Annotated in this window: 16 protein-coding genes; 8 read left to right on the top strand and 8 right to left on the bottom strand. The window is 61.8% G+C overall.

What is annotated here, in order from left to right; all coding sequences use genetic code 11:
* Positions 1 to 101 precede the first annotated feature (101 nt).
* Together CCGE531_RS21190 and murA are read right to left on the bottom strand one after the other, a co-directional pair.
* The gene (locus CCGE531_RS21190; protein WP_120667525.1) at positions 102 to 998 is read right to left on the bottom strand and encodes an N-acetylglucosamine kinase; all 897 of its coding nucleotides are present in this window, start codon (positions 996 to 998) and stop codon (positions 102 to 104) included.
* A complete protein-coding gene (gene murA / locus CCGE531_RS21185; protein WP_120667523.1) occupies positions 995 to 2251 on the bottom strand; it encodes a UDP-N-acetylglucosamine 1-carboxyvinyltransferase in 1257 nt (418 codons plus the stop codon). Before murA ends, CCGE531_RS21190 begins: the two co-directional genes overlap by 4 nt.
* 221 nt (positions 2252 to 2472) lie before the next feature.
* Here murA and CCGE531_RS21180 point away from each other — a divergent pair, with 221 nt between their 5' ends.
* Both CCGE531_RS21180 and CCGE531_RS21175 read left to right on the top strand, forming a co-directional pair.
* Positions 2473 to 3333 carry a MurR/RpiR family transcriptional regulator gene (locus CCGE531_RS21180; RefSeq protein ID WP_120667521.1) on the top strand — a complete coding sequence of 287 codons (861 nt, stop codon included), beginning with the start codon at positions 2473 to 2475 and terminating at the stop codon, positions 3331 to 3333.
* A gap of 102 nt (positions 3334 to 3435) precedes the next feature.
* Positions 3436 to 4212, top strand: a complete 777-nt coding sequence (locus CCGE531_RS21175) for an SDR family oxidoreductase (protein ID WP_120667519.1) — start codon at positions 3436 to 3438, stop codon at positions 4210 to 4212.
* A 16-nt stretch (positions 4213 to 4228) separates the two neighbouring features.
* Here the strand turns inward: CCGE531_RS21175 and nadC are convergent, their stop codons facing one another.
* The 4 genes from nadC to CCGE531_RS21155 form a co-directional block, all read right to left on the bottom strand.
* Positions 4229 to 5086, bottom strand: coding sequence for a carboxylating nicotinate-nucleotide diphosphorylase (gene nadC / locus CCGE531_RS21170; protein WP_120667517.1), 858 nt, complete (start codon positions 5084 to 5086; stop codon positions 4229 to 4231).
* A gap of 1 nt (position 5087) precedes the next feature.
* Positions 5088 to 6629, bottom strand: a complete 1542-nt coding sequence (locus CCGE531_RS21165; RefSeq protein WP_120667515.1) for an L-aspartate oxidase — start codon at positions 6627 to 6629, stop codon at positions 5088 to 5090.
* Entirely contained in the window at positions 6626 to 7597 is a 972-nt protein-coding gene (gene nadA / locus CCGE531_RS21160) for a quinolinate synthase NadA (protein WP_120667513.1), read from the bottom strand. The genes CCGE531_RS21165 and nadA overlap by 4 nt, the downstream gene beginning before the upstream one ends.
* A 69-nt stretch (positions 7598 to 7666) precedes the next feature.
* The gene (locus CCGE531_RS21155; RefSeq protein WP_120667512.1) at positions 7667 to 8569 is read right to left on the bottom strand and encodes a hypothetical protein; all 903 of its coding nucleotides are present in this window, start codon (positions 8567 to 8569) and stop codon (positions 7667 to 7669) included.
* A 235-nt stretch (positions 8570 to 8804) separates the two neighbouring features.
* On the opposite strand from CCGE531_RS21155, the gene CCGE531_RS21150 reads away from it, so the two are divergent.
* Positions 8805 to 9500 carry a class I SAM-dependent methyltransferase gene (locus tag CCGE531_RS21150; protein WP_120667510.1) on the top strand — a complete coding sequence of 232 codons (696 nt, stop codon included), beginning with the start codon at positions 8805 to 8807 and terminating at the stop codon, positions 9498 to 9500.
* A gap of 1 nt (position 9501) precedes the next feature.
* On the opposite strand, the gene CCGE531_RS21145 is transcribed toward CCGE531_RS21150, so the two are convergent.
* Positions 9502 to 10194, bottom strand: coding sequence for a GntR family transcriptional regulator (locus tag CCGE531_RS21145; protein WP_120667508.1), 693 nt, complete (start codon positions 10192 to 10194; stop codon positions 9502 to 9504).
* Between the two features lie 129 nt (positions 10195 to 10323).
* Between CCGE531_RS21145 and CCGE531_RS21140 the strand changes: the two genes are divergently transcribed.
* Genes CCGE531_RS21140 through CCGE531_RS21120 form a run of 5 tightly spaced genes read left to right on the top strand, consistent with a single transcriptional unit; the run spans position 10324 to position 15599 of the window.
* Positions 10324 to 11328, top strand: a complete 1005-nt coding sequence (locus tag CCGE531_RS21140) for an ABC transporter substrate-binding protein (protein ID WP_120667506.1) — start codon at positions 10324 to 10326, stop codon at positions 11326 to 11328.
* A 52-nt stretch (positions 11329 to 11380) separates the two neighbouring features.
* Positions 11381 to 12196 (top strand): ABC transporter ATP-binding protein, encoded by an 816-nt coding sequence (locus CCGE531_RS21135; protein ID WP_120667505.1) that lies wholly within the window; start codon positions 11381 to 11383, stop codon positions 12194 to 12196.
* A gap of 3 nt (positions 12197 to 12199) precedes the next feature.
* The gene (locus CCGE531_RS21130; protein ID WP_120667503.1) at positions 12200 to 13063 is read left to right on the top strand and encodes an ABC transporter permease; all 864 of its coding nucleotides are present in this window, start codon (positions 12200 to 12202) and stop codon (positions 13061 to 13063) included.
* A gap of 55 nt (positions 13064 to 13118) precedes the next feature.
* The gene (gene araD, locus CCGE531_RS21125) at positions 13119 to 14855 is read left to right on the top strand and encodes an L-arabinonate dehydratase (RefSeq protein ID WP_120667501.1); all 1737 of its coding nucleotides are present in this window, start codon (positions 13119 to 13121) and stop codon (positions 14853 to 14855) included.
* An 18-nt stretch (positions 14856 to 14873) separates the two neighbouring features.
* Entirely contained in the window at positions 14874 to 15599 is a 726-nt protein-coding gene (locus CCGE531_RS21120) for a ribonuclease activity regulator RraA (RefSeq protein WP_120667499.1), read from the top strand.
* Positions 15600 to 15653: 54 nt separating this feature from the next.
* Here the strand turns inward: CCGE531_RS21120 and CCGE531_RS21115 are convergent, their stop codons facing one another.
* On the bottom strand, positions 15654 to 16229 hold the full coding sequence (locus CCGE531_RS21115) for a DUF922 domain-containing protein (protein WP_245459412.1): 576 nt from the start codon (positions 16227 to 16229) through the stop codon (positions 15654 to 15656).
* Between the last annotated feature and the right edge of the window lie 25 nt (positions 16230 to 16254).

The raw sequence follows: 16254 nt of genomic DNA, 5'->3' as shown, positions 1-16254 counted from the left end.
CCCGACCTCCATCTAAAATGACCATATGTAGTCAAAATATGACGGGTCGCCGATGAAATCAAGAGAGGAGAAAAAGGTGTCGATCACATCGCTGTCGTCGGTCAGTTCGAGACCCGGATAGCGGATCGTCTGGCCAGAATGATCGCACCCGACACGGCATCGCCATCAATGGGCTTCAAGCGGCGGCGCACATCGGGCGCAAGCCAGGGCTCGAGGGGGCTTGCAAGACCGCCGAGCAGGCAGACACGCGGCGCACCCTTTTCGAACAGGGTGCGAACCAACGTATCGATATGGCCGGCGGCGCTCTGCACGATCCGCCGCGCAACCGCATCGCCCTGATCCGCGTGGCGCAGGACCATCGGCGCAAGTGCCGCGTAATCCGTGGCCGATGCCCGGTCCATCCAGGCGACCGCTTCTATCGGCTCATTCTGAAAGCGTTGCATGATCTCAGTGAGCAGCGCCGTCTTCTGTTCGCGGCCATCATGGGCACGCAGCGCTAGCTGCACCGCCTTCAGCCCGAGATAGGCACCGCTGCCTTCGTCCGAGATCGGAAAGCCATAGCCGCCGACCCGCAATTGCCGTCCTTCGACGAGGCCGAGCCCGATGGAGCCCGTGCCGGCAATCACGATGGCGCCATCGCGTCCGGAATGCGCGCCAAGGCAGGCCCCCTCGCCGTCGCTGATGAACTCGATGCTGGCAAAAGGGTGTTCTATCGCCTTGAGCGCGGCAAGCGCGCCCTTGCGGCCGATCCCCGCCAATCCGACGCCGGCATGGATGCGCCCGATTTCGGAAGCGCTCAGTCCCGCCTCTTCGATTGCGGCGTCAAAGGCGCGGGAAATCGATGCCCATGCTTCGGCAATGCCAAGACGGGTCGTCGCCGGCCCGGACAATCCCTGCCCCATAACCGTGCCTTCGGCATCCTCGATGCGTGCCCGGCAGCCGGTGCCACCGCCATCGATGCCGAGGAAATAAGGGGCGTCTTCCGGTGCGGCCGTCATAAGGTCAGCCGTTCGATATCGGCGCCGCAGAGGCGCAGTTTACGATCCAGTTGCTCGTAGCCACGGTCGAGATGATAGACGCGGTTGACGATGGTTTCGCCTTCCGACACGAGGGCGGCGAGCACCAGCGACACGGAGGCGCGAAGGTCCGTCGCCATCACCTGCGCCCCCTTGAGCGGCGCACCGCCACGCACCAAAGCCGTCGTCCCTTGCAGCGTGATATTAGCGCCGAGCCGTGTCAGCTCCGGAACATGCATGAAGCGATTTTCGAACACCGTCTCTCGGATCAGCGACGCGCCCTCGGCACAGCAGGCCAGAGCCATGAATTGCGCCTGCAGGTCCGTCGGAAAGCCCGGATAGGGTTCCGTAGTGATATCGGCTCCCTTGAGCGGGCCGTCTCGGGAGACCACCAGACCTCGGTCGCTCGGCCAGACGCTGACGCCCACGGCTTCAAGTGCCTGCACGACCGAAGCCAGATTTTCCAGCCGGGCATGAATGAGTTCGAGCTGCCCGCCGGTGATTGCCGCCGCAACGGCATAGGTGCCGGCCTCGATACGATCTGGAATGCCGTGATGCTTGGCAGGCCGCCAGCTGGTGTCGCCATTGATGAGGATGCGATGGGTGCCCGCGCCTTCGATCCGCGCACCCATGGCGCCGAGGCAGGCTGCAAGATCGGCCACTTCCGGCTCGCGGGCGGCGTTCAGGATCTCAGTTTCTCCCTTGGCGGCGCAGGCGGCCATCATGGCCGTTTCCGTGGCACCGACGGACGGCGAACTCAGGACGATCCGCGCGCCCTTCAGCCCATTTGAAGCCGACGCGACGATCAGGCCGCTTTCGATCGCGATATCGGCACCCAGCGTCGCCAGAGCCTTGATGTGCATATCGACGGGCCGCGCGCCGATGGCGCAACCTCCGGGAAGGGAAACGCGCGCATGGCCGAAGCGGGCAAGCAGCGGTGCCAGCACCAGCACGGTCGCCCGCATGCGCCTGACGGTATCGTAGGATGTCTCTTTCGAGACGATGTTGCTCGCATCGATCGTCGTGCCATGCGGCCCACGCTCGATGCTGGCACCGTGCAGGGCAATGACATCGAGCATGTTTTCGACATCGCTGACCGAGGGCAGGTTCGTCAGTTCCAGTGGATGCGGGCTCAAAAGTGCCGCGGCGATCTGCGGCAGCGCGGCGTTCTTGGCACCGGCGATGGTCACCGCGCCCTGCAACCGTCTGCCGCCGGAGATGCGAAGTCTGTCCATGATGAATATCCGTCGAGGAAATAGACAAGGACACAAGGTCGCTCGCTTGTTCCTCTCAAAGATTATTCGACCATTCCATACTGTCAACGGGAATTGGAATTTTTTATTCCAATTTGCTGTGATAAAGTCTGATCGCGCGAAGCGAGATTGCCGAGCCAATATCGGATGTTATTTTTACTCGGTCAGTATCGACGGCTTGAAGCGACACCTCAAAGGACCAAATGTCGATCTTAAAGAAAATCAGCGCGCAGCTGGAAAACATGGCACCGGCCGACCGCCAGATCGGCCAGTTCATCATCGACAATCCCGACCAGATGCTGCGCCTCTCCTCCGCCGCTCTGGCGGCAGAAACCGGCCGCAGCCAGTCGAGCGTCGTCAAGTTCAGCCAGAAGCTCGGCTATGCCGGCTACCAGGAAATGAAGCTTGCCGTCAGCGAGGCCAAGGCACAGGAATGGCAGGCGCCGGCCGGCATGATCCATGGCACGATCGAAGTGGGCGATGGCTACCTTACGATCCTGCAGAAGCTGCTCGGCAGCAAGATGCAGGCGATGCAGCAGACCATCTCGGTCAACAACGAAGCCGACATCGAAAAGGCGCTCGAGGCGCTTCATGATGCGAGGCGCATCCATCTGGCCGGTGTCGGCGCCTCGTCGCTGGTCGCGCGCGATTTTTCCTACAAGCTGATGAAGCTCGGCCGCAACGTTCTTCACGACAGCGACAGCCATGTGCAGATGGCCAATGCGTCGACATTGGGTCCTGACGACCTGCTTTTTGCGCTTTCCTATTCCGGCGCCAGCATCGAAACACTGCGGATCGCGGAACTGGCAAGCCAGCGCCAGGCAACCGTCGTTGCCGTCACCGGGCTGCAGGACAACCTGCTTGCCCGCGTCGCCGATATCTGCCTGCACACCGTCGGCGACGAGGATCGCGTCCGTTCGTCGGCGATCACCGCTCGCGACGCGCAGCTGATGCTGACCGACCTGCTGTTCATTCTGCTGGTGCAGCGCCAGCCCGATGCCAACGACTACGTCCATAACAGCGAGACGGCCGTTTCCGTGCTGAAGGCCAAGCGTCTTTCATAAACTCGCGTCCCGGTAACCAAGCTGTGACGACCGCGACTCTGTACGGTGGTGATTTCGGGACGTAGCTTGACGGCCCCTAGCAAATCATACCGGAGAGATTCCATGGACCTTGGCTTGAAGGATAAAGTCGTTCTGATCACGGGCGGCTCGAAGGGCATCGGCTATGCCTGTGCCGAACTGTTCCTGCAGGAAGGCGCGCGGGTCGTGATCTGCTCGCGCTCGCAAGCCAATATCGATGCCGCCCTCTCCAGGCTGCCGGGCGCACATGGTTATGCCGCCGATCTGATCTCCGATGAGCAGGCACTCACCGTGGTGAACAAGGTCGAGGCCGACGTCGGCCCGATCGATATCCTCGTCAACAGCGCGGGTGCCGCGGCCCGCACGCCGGCGGATGAGTTGACCCCTGCCATCTGGCGGGCTGCGATGGATGCGAAATACTTTTCCTACATCAATGTGATCGATCCGGTCATCAAGCGCATGGGCGCGCGCGGATCGGGCGCCGTCATTAATATCATCGGCAATGGCGGCAAGATCGCCTCGCCGGTCCATCTGGCCGGCGGATCGGCCAATGCTGCGCTGATGCTCGCGAGCGTCGGTCTCGCCAACGCCTATGCCGGCAAAGGCGTGCGCGTCGTCGGCCTCAATCCCGGCCTCACCGAAACGGATCGCGTCGCCGAAGGCCTCAAGGCGTCGGCGAAGGCTTCCGGCTCGACCGAGAAGGAAGCCCTTGCCGATGCCCTGCAGCGCATCCCGATCGGCCGCATGGCCGATCCCGCCGACATCGCCAATGTCGTTGCTTTCCTGAGTTCTGCCAAGGCGAGCTACGTCACCGGCGTTGTGATCAGCATGGACGGCGCACAAGTGCCGGTCGTGGTGTGATTTTGTGGTTGGCGGCTTAAGCCGCCGCCTTCCAATCCAGTCCGATATCGAGCGTTGGCGCGCTATGCGTCAGCCAGCCGACGGAGATGAGATCGACGCCGGATGCGGCGATCGCGGCAGCCGTTGCCGGCGTGATGCGGCCCGATGCTTCGGTGATGGCCCGGCCGCCGACAATATCGACCGCCTCGCGCAGTTGATCCGGCGTCATGTTGTCGAGCAGCACGGCGTCGACCCCCTCCTGCATGGCTTCGCGAAGCTGCGCCAGCGTATCCACCTCGACCTCGATCTTGACCATATGGCCCACGCCTGCCTTGGCGCGGCGGATGGCCTCGGTGATCCCTCCGGCAATGGCGACGTGATTGTCCTTGATCAGCACGGCGTCATAGAGCGCGAAGCGATGGTTCATGCCGCCGCCGGCGCGCACGGCGTATTTTTCCAGAGCCCTAAGACCCGGCGTGGTCTTGCGCGTGCAGACGATCGACGCCTTGGTGCCGGCGATCGCCTCGACAATGCCGCCGGTCACGGAGGCAATCCCTGAGAGATGGCCGAGGAAATTGAGCGCGGTGCGCTCCGCGGTCAACAAAGCGCGCGACGGTCCTTCGATTGTCGCGATGATCTCGCCAACCCCGACCTTCGTACCGTCGGCTACGTGACGGGTCATAACGATGGTGGGATCCACCAGTTGGAAGGCCAGCTCGGAGGCATCGAGACCTGCGACCACGCCCGGCTGGCGGGTCACTATGTCAACGCGGGAACGGTGCGTCGCCGGGATGACGGCCGCGGAGGTCACGTCGCCGGCAAGGCCGAGATCTTCGACCAGCGCATTGCGCACCAGCGGCTCGACGATCAGGCGCGGGAGGAGAGCAAGCGTCATGTCAGGCACTCCTTGCCATCGAATAGGGGAGGACGGATCTGGCGATATCCAGGGCGTCGGACAGATGCATCATGCGGCGCTGCGCATGCTGCAGTTTCAGCGGAAAATCCGTGCGGGCATGGGCGCCGCGCGACTCCATCCTGAGGCTCGCGAAGACGGCGATCAGCAAGGCCACCATGGCGGGATCGGTTGCAGGTCCTTCACTCTCGCAAAGCGGCAGGAGTGCCGCGATCGCGCCATGAATGGCGCCGGCATTGCGCAGTACGCCGAGATGCCTCGACACGATCGGCCGGACGAGCGTCAGGTCTGGCGCGAAAGTCTCCGGAAGATGGTTCGGCAATCTTGCGGGGCTTGCATCCGTGCCAGCGATATCGCACGCCGCCCGCATGCCCATGACGGCGGCCTCCAGCAGGGAGTTGCTGGCAAGACGGTTGGCGCCGTGCAGGCCGGTGGAGGCCGCCTCGCCCACGACCCATAGGCCGGTAACCGAACTGCGGCCGTTCTCGTCGGTCGCCACGCCGCCCATGTGATAGTGAACGGCCGGACGCACCGGAATGAGATCACTCGCCGGATCGACCCCTGCCTCGTGGCAAAGGGCCTCGATGACCGGGAAACGCGTGGCGAAACGACTACCAAGAGCGCCTCGCGCATCGAGGAAGACCCGGCCGCCGCGGGCGATTTCCGCGCTGATGGCGCGCGCGACCACATCGCGCGGCGCAAGCTCGGCACCCTCGACGCCTACCATGAAGCGCTCGCCACTTTCATTGACGAGGAGCGCACCCTCGCCGCGAACCGCCTCGCTGACAAGCGCCAGGGGACGGCGGCGGCTATCAAGCGCCGTCGGATGGAATTGCACGAATTCCATATCGGCGAGCCTTGCCCCGGCTCTTGCCGCAAGCGCAATGCCCTGTCCGAAATTGCCGACCGGATTGGTCGTGGCATCGAACAGGCCGCCGATGCCGCCCGTGGCAAGGACGATGCGGGAGGACGGCAGAAGGACTCTGCCCTTGTCGGTCAGGCACAGAAGGCCGGCCACTTGATCGCCGTCCAACAACAGGCGTTGTGCTTGATAGCCCTCAAGCACCGTGATCGACGGTGTGCGGGCGATCGCCGTTGCAAGCGCGCGGACGATGGCGGCACCCGAACCGTCGCCCTTGGAATGGACGATACGTCGCAGCGAATGCGCGGCTTCGAGCCCCAGGGACAGCTCGCCAGCATCATCGCGATCGAATTCCACACCCGCTTGCTCCAAAGCGGCGATCGCGGCCGGTGCTTCCGCAACGATCCTGGCCGCCACCTTCGCGTCGCAGAGCTCATCGCCGGCGGCGAGCGTATCGGCGAGATGCAGGGCGGCACTATCGCCCTTACCGATACTGGCGGCGATACCGCCCTGCGCCCAGGCACTTGAGGTCTCCGCTCCGATCAGCGCGCGGGTGATGATCACAACAGGTTCGGGCGCCAGCGTCAGCGCCGTCATCAACCCCGCAAGGCCGCTGCCGACGATGACGATGCGGTCGCTCAGGTCTTCGAGGATCTCGCTCATATCGCCAGCATCCTTTCCACCGCCCGACGGGCGTCTGCCGCAATCGCCGGATCGACCGCCACCTCATGCCGCCCTTCTTCCAGGGCCTTGCGGATATTGCCGAGGGTAATGCGCTTCATATGCGGGCAAAGATTGCAGGGGCGGATGAACTCGACGTCCGGATGATGTACCGCGACATTGTCGCTCATCGAACATTCGGTCAGGAGAACGACGCGCGACGGGCGCTTGTTGCCGACATAATCGGACATGACGGCGGTCGAGCCGGCGAAGTCTGCTGCCGCAACAACATCAGGCGGGCATTCCGGGTGTGCAAGCACGGTCACGCCGGGATAGTTCTCGCGCAGCTGGCGGATATCGTCTGCCGTGAAGAGCTCGTGAACCTCGCAGTGCCCATGCCAGGCGATGAGTTCGACATTGGTCTCGCGCGCCACGTTGCGCGCCAGATATTCGTCCGGCAGCATCAATACCTTCGGCACGCCAAGCGATTCCACCACCTGCCGGGCGTTGCCTGAGGTGCAGCATATGTCGGACGCTGCCTTCACGGCTGCCGACGTATTGACATAGGTGACGACCGGAACGCCCGGATGGGCCTGGCGCAGCAGGGCGATATCCTCGGGCGTGATCGATTCCGCTAGGGAGCAACCAGCCTCCATATCGGGGATCAGAACCGTCTTTTCCGGGTTCAGCAGCTTGGCGGTCTCGGCCATGAAATGCACGCCGGCGAGGACAATGATGTCTGCATCGACTTCCACCGCCTTGCGTGCAAGCGCGAGACTGTCGCCGACGATATCGGCAACGCCATGGAAGATTTCCGGCGTCTGGTAATTATGCGCGAGAATGACGGCGTTGTGCCGCCGCTTCAATTCGAGGATCGCCTCGACATCGTCCTGAAACGTCAGCCATTCGGCTTTGGGAATGACGCGGCTGACACGATCGTAAAGGGAGGATGCGGATACGGGAAGATTCATGACCGGCTCCTTATTATACTCAATTTGAGTATATCATGGGCAAATAGATATTCTCAAGCTGAGCATATGTCAATTGCGGGAGAGCGGTAATTTCGTTCCGGCGAATTCGCGTTCTTCAAGCACGGCACGGCGGAAGCGGAAGAGCTTGGCGGGACGACCGCCGGTCTCGCTTTCGGTACGGCCGGTCTCTTCCACCAGCTCCTGCTGTTCGATCAGCCGGCGGAAGTTCTGCTTGTGCAGCGTCAGGCCCGCCAAGGCCTCCACGGTTTTCTGCAATTGCAGAAGCGTAAAATTCTCGGGCATGAGTTCGAAGACAACGGGGCGATACTTGATCTTGGCCCGCAGCCGCGCCATGCCGGTTGCAAGAATGCGGCGGTGATCGGCAAACATCGATCTGCCAAAATTCTGCTTGAGGTCGCAGCCCGCCTCGGCGACGAGCCCTGCTTCGTAGAGCAGTTCATAGCGCTGCAGAACGAGATCCTCGTTCCATGCAGCGCCGCTCAGTCCGAAGGTGAAATCAGCACGCCGGCCACGCTGGTCGCGCCGCATCGCGTCTTCGTCGATCCAGGGGGCGAGGCGAGCGGCGACGTCGTCGAGGATGGGCGGTCGGCCGTTTCGATGGTCTTCCCAAGGGAGATATTCGTACCAGCCATGCCAGCCCGGCATGCCGCCGCCGGGTGCCGCATGCTCGCGCACGAGCCCCAGATAGCTGATCGAAATCGTCCGCCCGCCGAGAATTTCGTTGTTTCGATCGCGATCGGCAAAGGTATAGAGCTGTTCCAGATAGCCAACGGGGTGGGCCGTCTGCTCCCGAACCCATTCGCGCAACCCGCTCTGCAGCGTGCGATGCCCAAGCTCGAACGGACCGGACGGCAAGGCATCGCCCGACCGCACCGTCATTACCCTTGGATCGCTGCCCGTGACGGCCGTCAGAACCGCGATCAGCTCGGCATGCGCAAGCCCGATGGTCAAGCGAACTCCATGATTTGTTTGCCTGTGAACCTTGTCGCATGAAGTAAGGTACAAGCCAATGAGGGCACTTGGGCGCTCCACATCTCACACGAAGCTGAAAACTCGAAATGTGACGCTCCCTTCGCCTCGAAAAGGTGCAAAGCACGGCCTTGCCGGGGAAGTTACTGGCCTTTAGGGTGGCGATACCAACAGAAAAGATACTGCCGAACATGCCATTCCTTGGCGAGGTGTCATTTTGTCTGAGAATGACTACGATGCGTTCGCAGCCGCCTATCAGGCCGACAACGAGAACAATGCCTGGAATGCCTTTTATGAACGGCCCGCCATCCTTTCGCTGGCCGGCGATGTTGCCGGGCTTCGCGTCCTCGATGCGGGCTGCGGTGGCGGTGCGCATGCGGCCGCCCTCATCGAGCAAGGTGCGATCCTGACAGGGATCGATGCAAGCGCGGACCTGCTTGAGATCGCTCAACGTCGCCTTGAAGGGCGGGCACGCTTGTTGCTGGCTGACTTGAACGAGCCGCTACCCTTCGACGCCGGCGCTTTCGACATGATCGTCGCCTCATTGGTCATGCATTACCTGCCTGACTGGTTGCCGCCTCTTTTTGAGTTCCATCGCGTATTGTCCGACGGTGGCCGCCTGGTTTTCTCCACGCATCATCCCTTCATGGATCATGAATTTGCCGGCCAGGACAACTATTTCGAGACCTATAATTTCAGCGAGACCTGGCAGCGCGGAGGTAAGGACGTGACGATGCGGTTTTGGCACCGGCCGCTCCATGCCATGTTCGATGCGCTCAGATTGGCGGGATTTCGGATCGACGTCGTAAGCGAGCCGCAGCCCGACCCGAAGGTCGGCACCCTTTTCCCGGATGCATATAGGAGCCTGACGACCAAGCCTCGGTTTCTCTTCTTCTCCGTCGTGAAGATATGAGCTAGCGGCTCACATAATCCGGATATTGTTCACAAATCAGATCGATGATCGACAAGGTGCCGGAGAGATGCTTGCGCAGCGCGGCGACGGCGGCCTCCGCATCGGCCGAGCGAACGGCGTCGACGACTGCCTGATGATCGATAATGATCTGCTCCAGTTTGCCAGGCATCGGCAGGTTCAGCATGCGCAGCCGGTCGATATGCACGCCCTGGCGGCGGACGGTGGACCAGAGGCCGAGAATGTCGGCTCTCTCGTAAAGCACCCGATGAAAATCCTTGTCGAGTGAATCGAAGAGATCGTAGGTCTCGGGAGACATGACATGCTTCTGGCGAACCAGAACGGTCTCCAGAGCCGCGGCCGTTTCATCGGGTGAATCCAATGTCAGCCGTCGAACGGCTTCGAGCTCGATCGACAATCGCAGGAAATGCGCCTCGATGGCGTTGCGGACATCGATCCGCGAAACGACGGTCGCATATTGCGGATAGACCTCGACCAGCCCCTCCTCCTCGAGCCGGATCAGGGCATCGCGCACGGGCGTCTGGCTGACGTTGAATTCGCTTTGCAGCGAGATGCGCGATAGAACCGTGGTCGGGGGCAGGCTCATGGAAAGAATGCGCGATCTCAGGATTTCCAGGATTTGCGGCGCGACCTGACGGGAACGATCAAGAGCGAATTCCTTCGGATTGAGCTTCACTGGCGGCCTTTCTGATCAAGAGTGTCTGCTCATTAAACACAAAAGAGGGCTTGATGCACTGATACATTAGTGCTTTAGTTGAATGATGCCAACTTCAATTTCTCAAAGTTGGAACGATGGGAGGAGTTAATGAGAGGATTTCTTCGCTGTCTGACCGCGGTCGGCATGGTGATTGCCGGCGGTCTTTCGGCCAATGCCGCCGAAAAGACGGATATTTCGATCACGCGCCAGCCCGGCATTCTCTATCTGGCAAGCCACGTCATGGAGACGCAGAAGCTGATCGAGAAGCATGCGGCCGCCGATGGCCTACAGGGCGTCAAGGTGGAATGGCGCACCTTCAGCGGCGGCGGCGCGCAGACCGACGCGCTACTGTCAGGCAATGTCGACATCGTCAATACCGGCACCGGCAATCTGCTGCTGCTTTGGGATCGCACCAGAGGCAAGGTCAAGGGCGTCGTCACCAATTCGGCCCAGCCCGTCATCATGGTCTCGCGCGATCCGCGCATCCAGTCGCTGAAGGATATCCAGCCGGGCGACAAGATCGCGGTGCCGACCGTCGGCGTCTCGACGCAGGCAATCCTGCTGCAGATGGCCGCCGCGCAAATGTATGGCGACGACCAGGTGCACAAGTTCGACGCCAATACGGTGCAGCTTGGCCACCCCGACGCGATGGCGGCGCTCGCCAACCAGACCCATGAGGTCAAGAACCATTTCTCCGCTCCGCCCTTCCAGTATCTGGAGCTGAAGCAGCCGGGCGTTCACAAGGTCATCGATTCCCGCGACATCATCGGCGGCGAGTTGACCCAAGGCACCTTCTTCACCACGACCCAGTTCGCAACCGCCAATCCGACTATCGTCAAGGCGGTGCGAGAGGCGACGGCCGAGGCCATCGATCTCATCAAGAAGGACCCGAAATCGGCCGTGGAAGCCTACAAGACCGTCAGCGGCGACAAGACCAGCGTCGAGGACCTCATGGCAATCCTCAACGAGCCGCACATGATGGAATTCCGCATGGATCCACAGGGAACGATGAAGTTCGCGGCCCATCTCTACAAGATCGGCACGCTCAAGACCATGCCGAAGGCCTGGACCGACTATTATCTGCCGGAAGCCGCCGATCTCAATGGCAACTAACGCCCGAGGCGGCGCGAATGCCGCCTTCAAGCCATACCTTGGAGGAGCCCTCATGCTTCAGGCAAATATTGCCGCCGACACACCGATGACGGAAAAGATGACCGCAAAACCGCTCTTGAATGTCGATAAGGTGACGCTGCGCTACAAGACGCCGAACCTGCTGATCACCGCGACGGAAAACGTCAGCTTCTCCGTCGCCCAGTCCGACCGCTTCGTCCTCCTCGGCCCATCGGGCTGCGGAAAATCGACGCTGCTGAAGGCCATCGGCGGTTATATGACGCCGACGGCGGGGCGGATCGAGATCAAGGGGCAGCCGGTCAAGAAGCCCGGCGCCGACCGCATGATGGTCTTCCAGGAGTTCGATCAGCTGCTGCCCTGGAAGACGGTGCTGGAAAACGTCATGTTCCCGCTGACGACGGCCCGCCGCCTGCCGCGCGGCGAGGCGGAGGCCATCGCCCGCGACTATATAGACAAGGTCAAGCTCACCCGCGCGATCGACACCTATCCGCATATGCTTTCCGGCGGCATGAAGCAGCGTGTCGCCATTGCCCGTGGCATGGCCATGCAGCCCGATATTCTGTTGATGGACGAGCCCTTTGCCGCGCTCGACGCGCTCACCCGCCGACAGATGCAGGACGAGCTCCTGCAGCTTTGGGAGGACACCCGCTTCACCGTCATCTTCGTGACCCACTCGATCGCCGAGGCGATCAAGATCTCCAACCGCATCCTGTTGCTGTCGCCGCATCCCGGCCGCGTCAAGGCCGAGGTGCGCGATGTGGAAACCGTCCGCGACGACCCCGCGGCCGCCGCCAAACTGGAGCAGGAAATTCATCACATGCTGTTTGCCGAACAGGGGCACAAGGAGTAATCCATGAGCGCACCGCAAATCATCCTGGCCCCCGCACCGAGCGAACAAGCGGGCCATATTGCCGCTGTCGAACAGAAGCTCGGCACGATCGAGCTCCTCTGGCAATCGAGCCTCTTTCGCAAGTCGTTGCTGATCGTCGTCCTCGCCCTCATCTGGGAGACCTATGCCCGCCACCTCGACAATCCGCTGCTGTTTCCAACACTTAGCGATACGCTGACCGCGCTTTACGATCGCTTTGTCGACGGCGTTCTTCCGTCCCGTATCTGGACCACGCTGAAGATATTGGTGACCGGCTACATCTCGGGGACAATACTCGCCGCCATCCTGACGGTCGTTGCGATCAACACCCGCATCGGCACCGATTTTCTCGAGACCATGACGGCGATGTTCAATCCGCTGCCGGCAATCTCGCTGCTGCCGCTCGCCCTCATCTGGTTCGGCCTCGGCCCGGCAAGCCTCGTCTTCGTGCTCATACATTCCGTGCTCTGGGCGGTCGCGCTCAATACGCACGCGGGCTTTCTCGGCGTCTCGCGCACCCTGCGCATGGTCGGCGCCAATTATGGGCTGACAGGACTTTCCTATGTCTTCCGCATCCTGATCCCCGCCGCATTCCCGTCGATCCTCACCGGCCTGAAGATCGGCTGGGCCTTCTCCTGGCGTACGCTGATCGCAGCCGAGCTCGTTTTCGGCGTCTCCTCCGGCCAGGGTGGTCTCGGCTGGTTCATCTTCGAAAACCGCAATCTTCTCGACATCCCCGCCGTCTTTGCCGGCCTGCTGACAGTCATCGTCATCGGCCTTATTGTCGAGAACCTAGTCTTCCAAACGATCGAGCGGCGCACCCTGCTGAAATGGGGCATGAAGGAGTGATGCGACGCACGGATTTATCCCTTCGACCAACATTCGAATACAAGGCGCAAATACGATGAACAGCAGGAAGAAGCCCCAGGACTTACGCAGCGCCAGATGGTTCGCGCCGGACGACCTCAGAAGCTCGGGACATCGCTCACGCACCATGCAGATGGGCTATGCGCCCGAAGAATGGGCCGATAAGCCCGTCATCGCCATCCTCAACACATGGTCCGACGCCAATCCCTGCCATGCGCATTTCAAGCATCGCGTCGAGGACGTGAAGCGCGGCATTTTGCAGGCCGGCGGCTTCCCCCTGGAACTGCCCGCGCTGTCGCTGTCGGAAAGCTATGTGAAGCCGACGACCATGCTCTATCGCAACATGCTGGCGATGGAAGCCGAAGAGCTTTTGCGCTCACACCCGGTCGATGGGGCCGTGTTGATGGGTGGCTGCGACAAGACCACGCCTGGTCTCGTCATGGGCGCGCTCTCCATGGGACTGCCGATGATCTATCTGCCGGCCGGCCCGATGCTGCGCGGCAATTATCGCGGCGAATATCTGGGCTCCGGCTCCGACGCCTGGAAATTCTGGGACGAGCGCCGCGCCGGCACGATCTCGGAAAAGGAATGGGTCGATGTCGAGGCCGGCATCGCCCGTTCCTACGGTCATTGCATGACCATGGGCACGGCGAGCACCATGACGGCAATCGCCGAGGCGCTCGGCCTCACCCTGCCTGGCGCCAGCTCGATTCCGGCGCCGGACGCCAACCATATCCGCATGTCCTCGGCCGTCGGCCGGCGGATCGTCGAAATGGTTTGGGAAGATTTGCGGCCGGCGAAGATCGTCACCCAAGCCGCTGTCGACAATGCTGTCGCCGTCGCCATGGCGACAGGCTGTTCCACCAATGCCGTCGTCCACCTGATCGCGATGGCGCGACGCGCCGGTGTCAACCTCTCGCTCGACGATCTCGATGAGGCAGGGCGCACCACGCCGGTGCTCGCCAATATCAGGCCGACTGGCAAAGCCTATCTGATGGAGGATTTCTACTACGCCGGCGGCCTGCGCGCGCTGATGTCGAAGCTTTCTTCCAAGCTCGACCTTTCGGCGCTGACAGTATCCGGCGTCATCCTCGGCGAAACGCTCGAGGGAGCGAAGTGCTACAATGACGACGTCATCCGCTCGCTCGACAATCCGGTCTATCACGAAGGATCGCTTGCGGTGCTGAAGGGCAACCTCGCTCCAACCGGCGCCGTCATCAAGCCCGCCGCCTGTGATCCGCGCTTTCATAAGCATCAAGGACCGGCACTCGTCTTCGACAGCTATCCGGAAATGAAGGCGGCGGTCGACAATGAAGACCTCGACATCACGCCCGATCACGTCATGGTGCTGCGCGGCGCCGGCCCGCAGGGCGGCCCGGGCATGCCGGAGTGGGGGATGCTGCCGATCCCGAAGGCGCTCCTCAAGAAGGGGCACAGGGATATGCTTCGCCTCTCCGATGCCCGTATGAGCGGCACCAGCTACGGCGCCTGCATCCTGCACGTCTCTCCGGAATCCCATGTCGGCGGCCCGCTGGCGCTGCTGCGCAACGGCGATATCATCCGCCTCGACCTACAGGCGCGGCGCATCGACATGCTTGTCGACGAGGACGAGCTGCAGCGGCGGCGCGACGCCTGGGTCAAGCCGGCGGAAAAATACGGCCGTGGCTTTGGCTGGATGTTCTCGCGCCACGTCGCCCAGGCCGATACTGGCTGCGATTTCGACTTCCTGGAAACCAATTTCGGCCCGACGCCGGCCGAGCCCGACATCTATTGATCACGAAGGATATATCGCATGAGCAATTACGTGCTGAGCAACGAGACGCGCGACAAGCTGATGGGCGTCGCAACGCCAACGATCGCCACCGCGCTTTTCAGGCGCGGCCTGCGCAACCAGTTCATTCAGGATGTCAGGCCGCTCTCGCCGAAAAAGGCGAACATGGTCGGCCAGGCCTTCACGCTTCGCTATATTCCGGCGCGTGAAGACATCAACACGCTCGAAGTCTTCCGCAACCCGGAGCATCCACAACGCGCCGCCGTCGAGCAATGCCCGCCCGGTTTCGTGCTGGTCATGGATAGCCGCAAGGATGCGCGCGCCGCTTCGGCCGGTTCCATCCTGATCTCGCGCCTGCAGGTCCGTGGTGTGGCCGGTGTCGTCACCGACGGCGGTTTCCGCGACAGCCCGGAAATCGCCGCCCTCGATATCCCCTCCTATCATCACCGCCCGTCTGCACCGACTAACCTGACGCTGCATCAGGCGATCGAAATCAACGGTCCGATCGGCTGCGGCGATGTGGCGGTTTTCCCGGGCGACGTGCTCGTCGGCGACAATGAAGGCGTCATCGTCATTCCCGCCCATATCGCTGACGAAATTGCCGACGAGACCGTGGAGATGACGGCCTATGAGGACTTCGTCACCGAAGAGGTCTTGAACGGCGCCACCATCATCGGCCTCTATCCGGCGACCAGCGACGCGCCGAAACTCAAATTCGCCGAATGGCGGAAACAGAAGGGCCGCTAAAGCCGCCTCGATCAATTGCAGCCGGGAGCAACGAACCGGCTGCGCTCCTTGCAGCTATTCCTCGCGCACCAGCTTCAAAACAAGCAGCTGCAGATTGCCGCCGTCGCTGAATTCGACCCTGTCGAAATCGCTGTTTTTCTGCCGCTCCCTATTGGAAATCTCGCCGAGCCGCTTTGTGAGCTCGACGCGGATCTTGCCGCATTTCGGATCGTCGGGCACGGAGAAGCCGACGCTCACAGCTTCAATTTCCTTGACCATGTCCTTGATATATCCACCATGCACTCGCTCATGCGCTTCGACGCCGGCGATGAACTTCTGCCAGCTTTTGCGGGTCGAAGCGGGCAGCTGCGCCGAGGGTTTCGGCAAGGTGTAGGTGATGGCCAGCTTCGGTATGTTGACGGTGATCATGCAGGCGCCATCCGGCTGCGGCTCGTATTTCCGCGTCCATGTCAACTTGAAATCGGTATGGGCGATCGCCCTGACCTTAGGTCCGAGCAATGGGCCGCGTTCGCCGATCGAATCGTAAAGTTCGGCGCCGGATGTTCCGGCAATCGCGTAGGTTTTTGCCGTCTCCACTGCCTGCCAATCAGCATAGGCAGTTGCCGGCAAAAAGGCGATGCACATCGCCATTGCGAATAATCGAATATCTGATGTC

This window comes from Rhizobium sp. CCGE531 (assembly GCF_003627795.1).
GTDB lineage: Bacteria > Pseudomonadota > Alphaproteobacteria > Rhizobiales > Rhizobiaceae > Rhizobium.
This window is presented reverse-complemented; position numbering and strand designations above follow the sequence as displayed.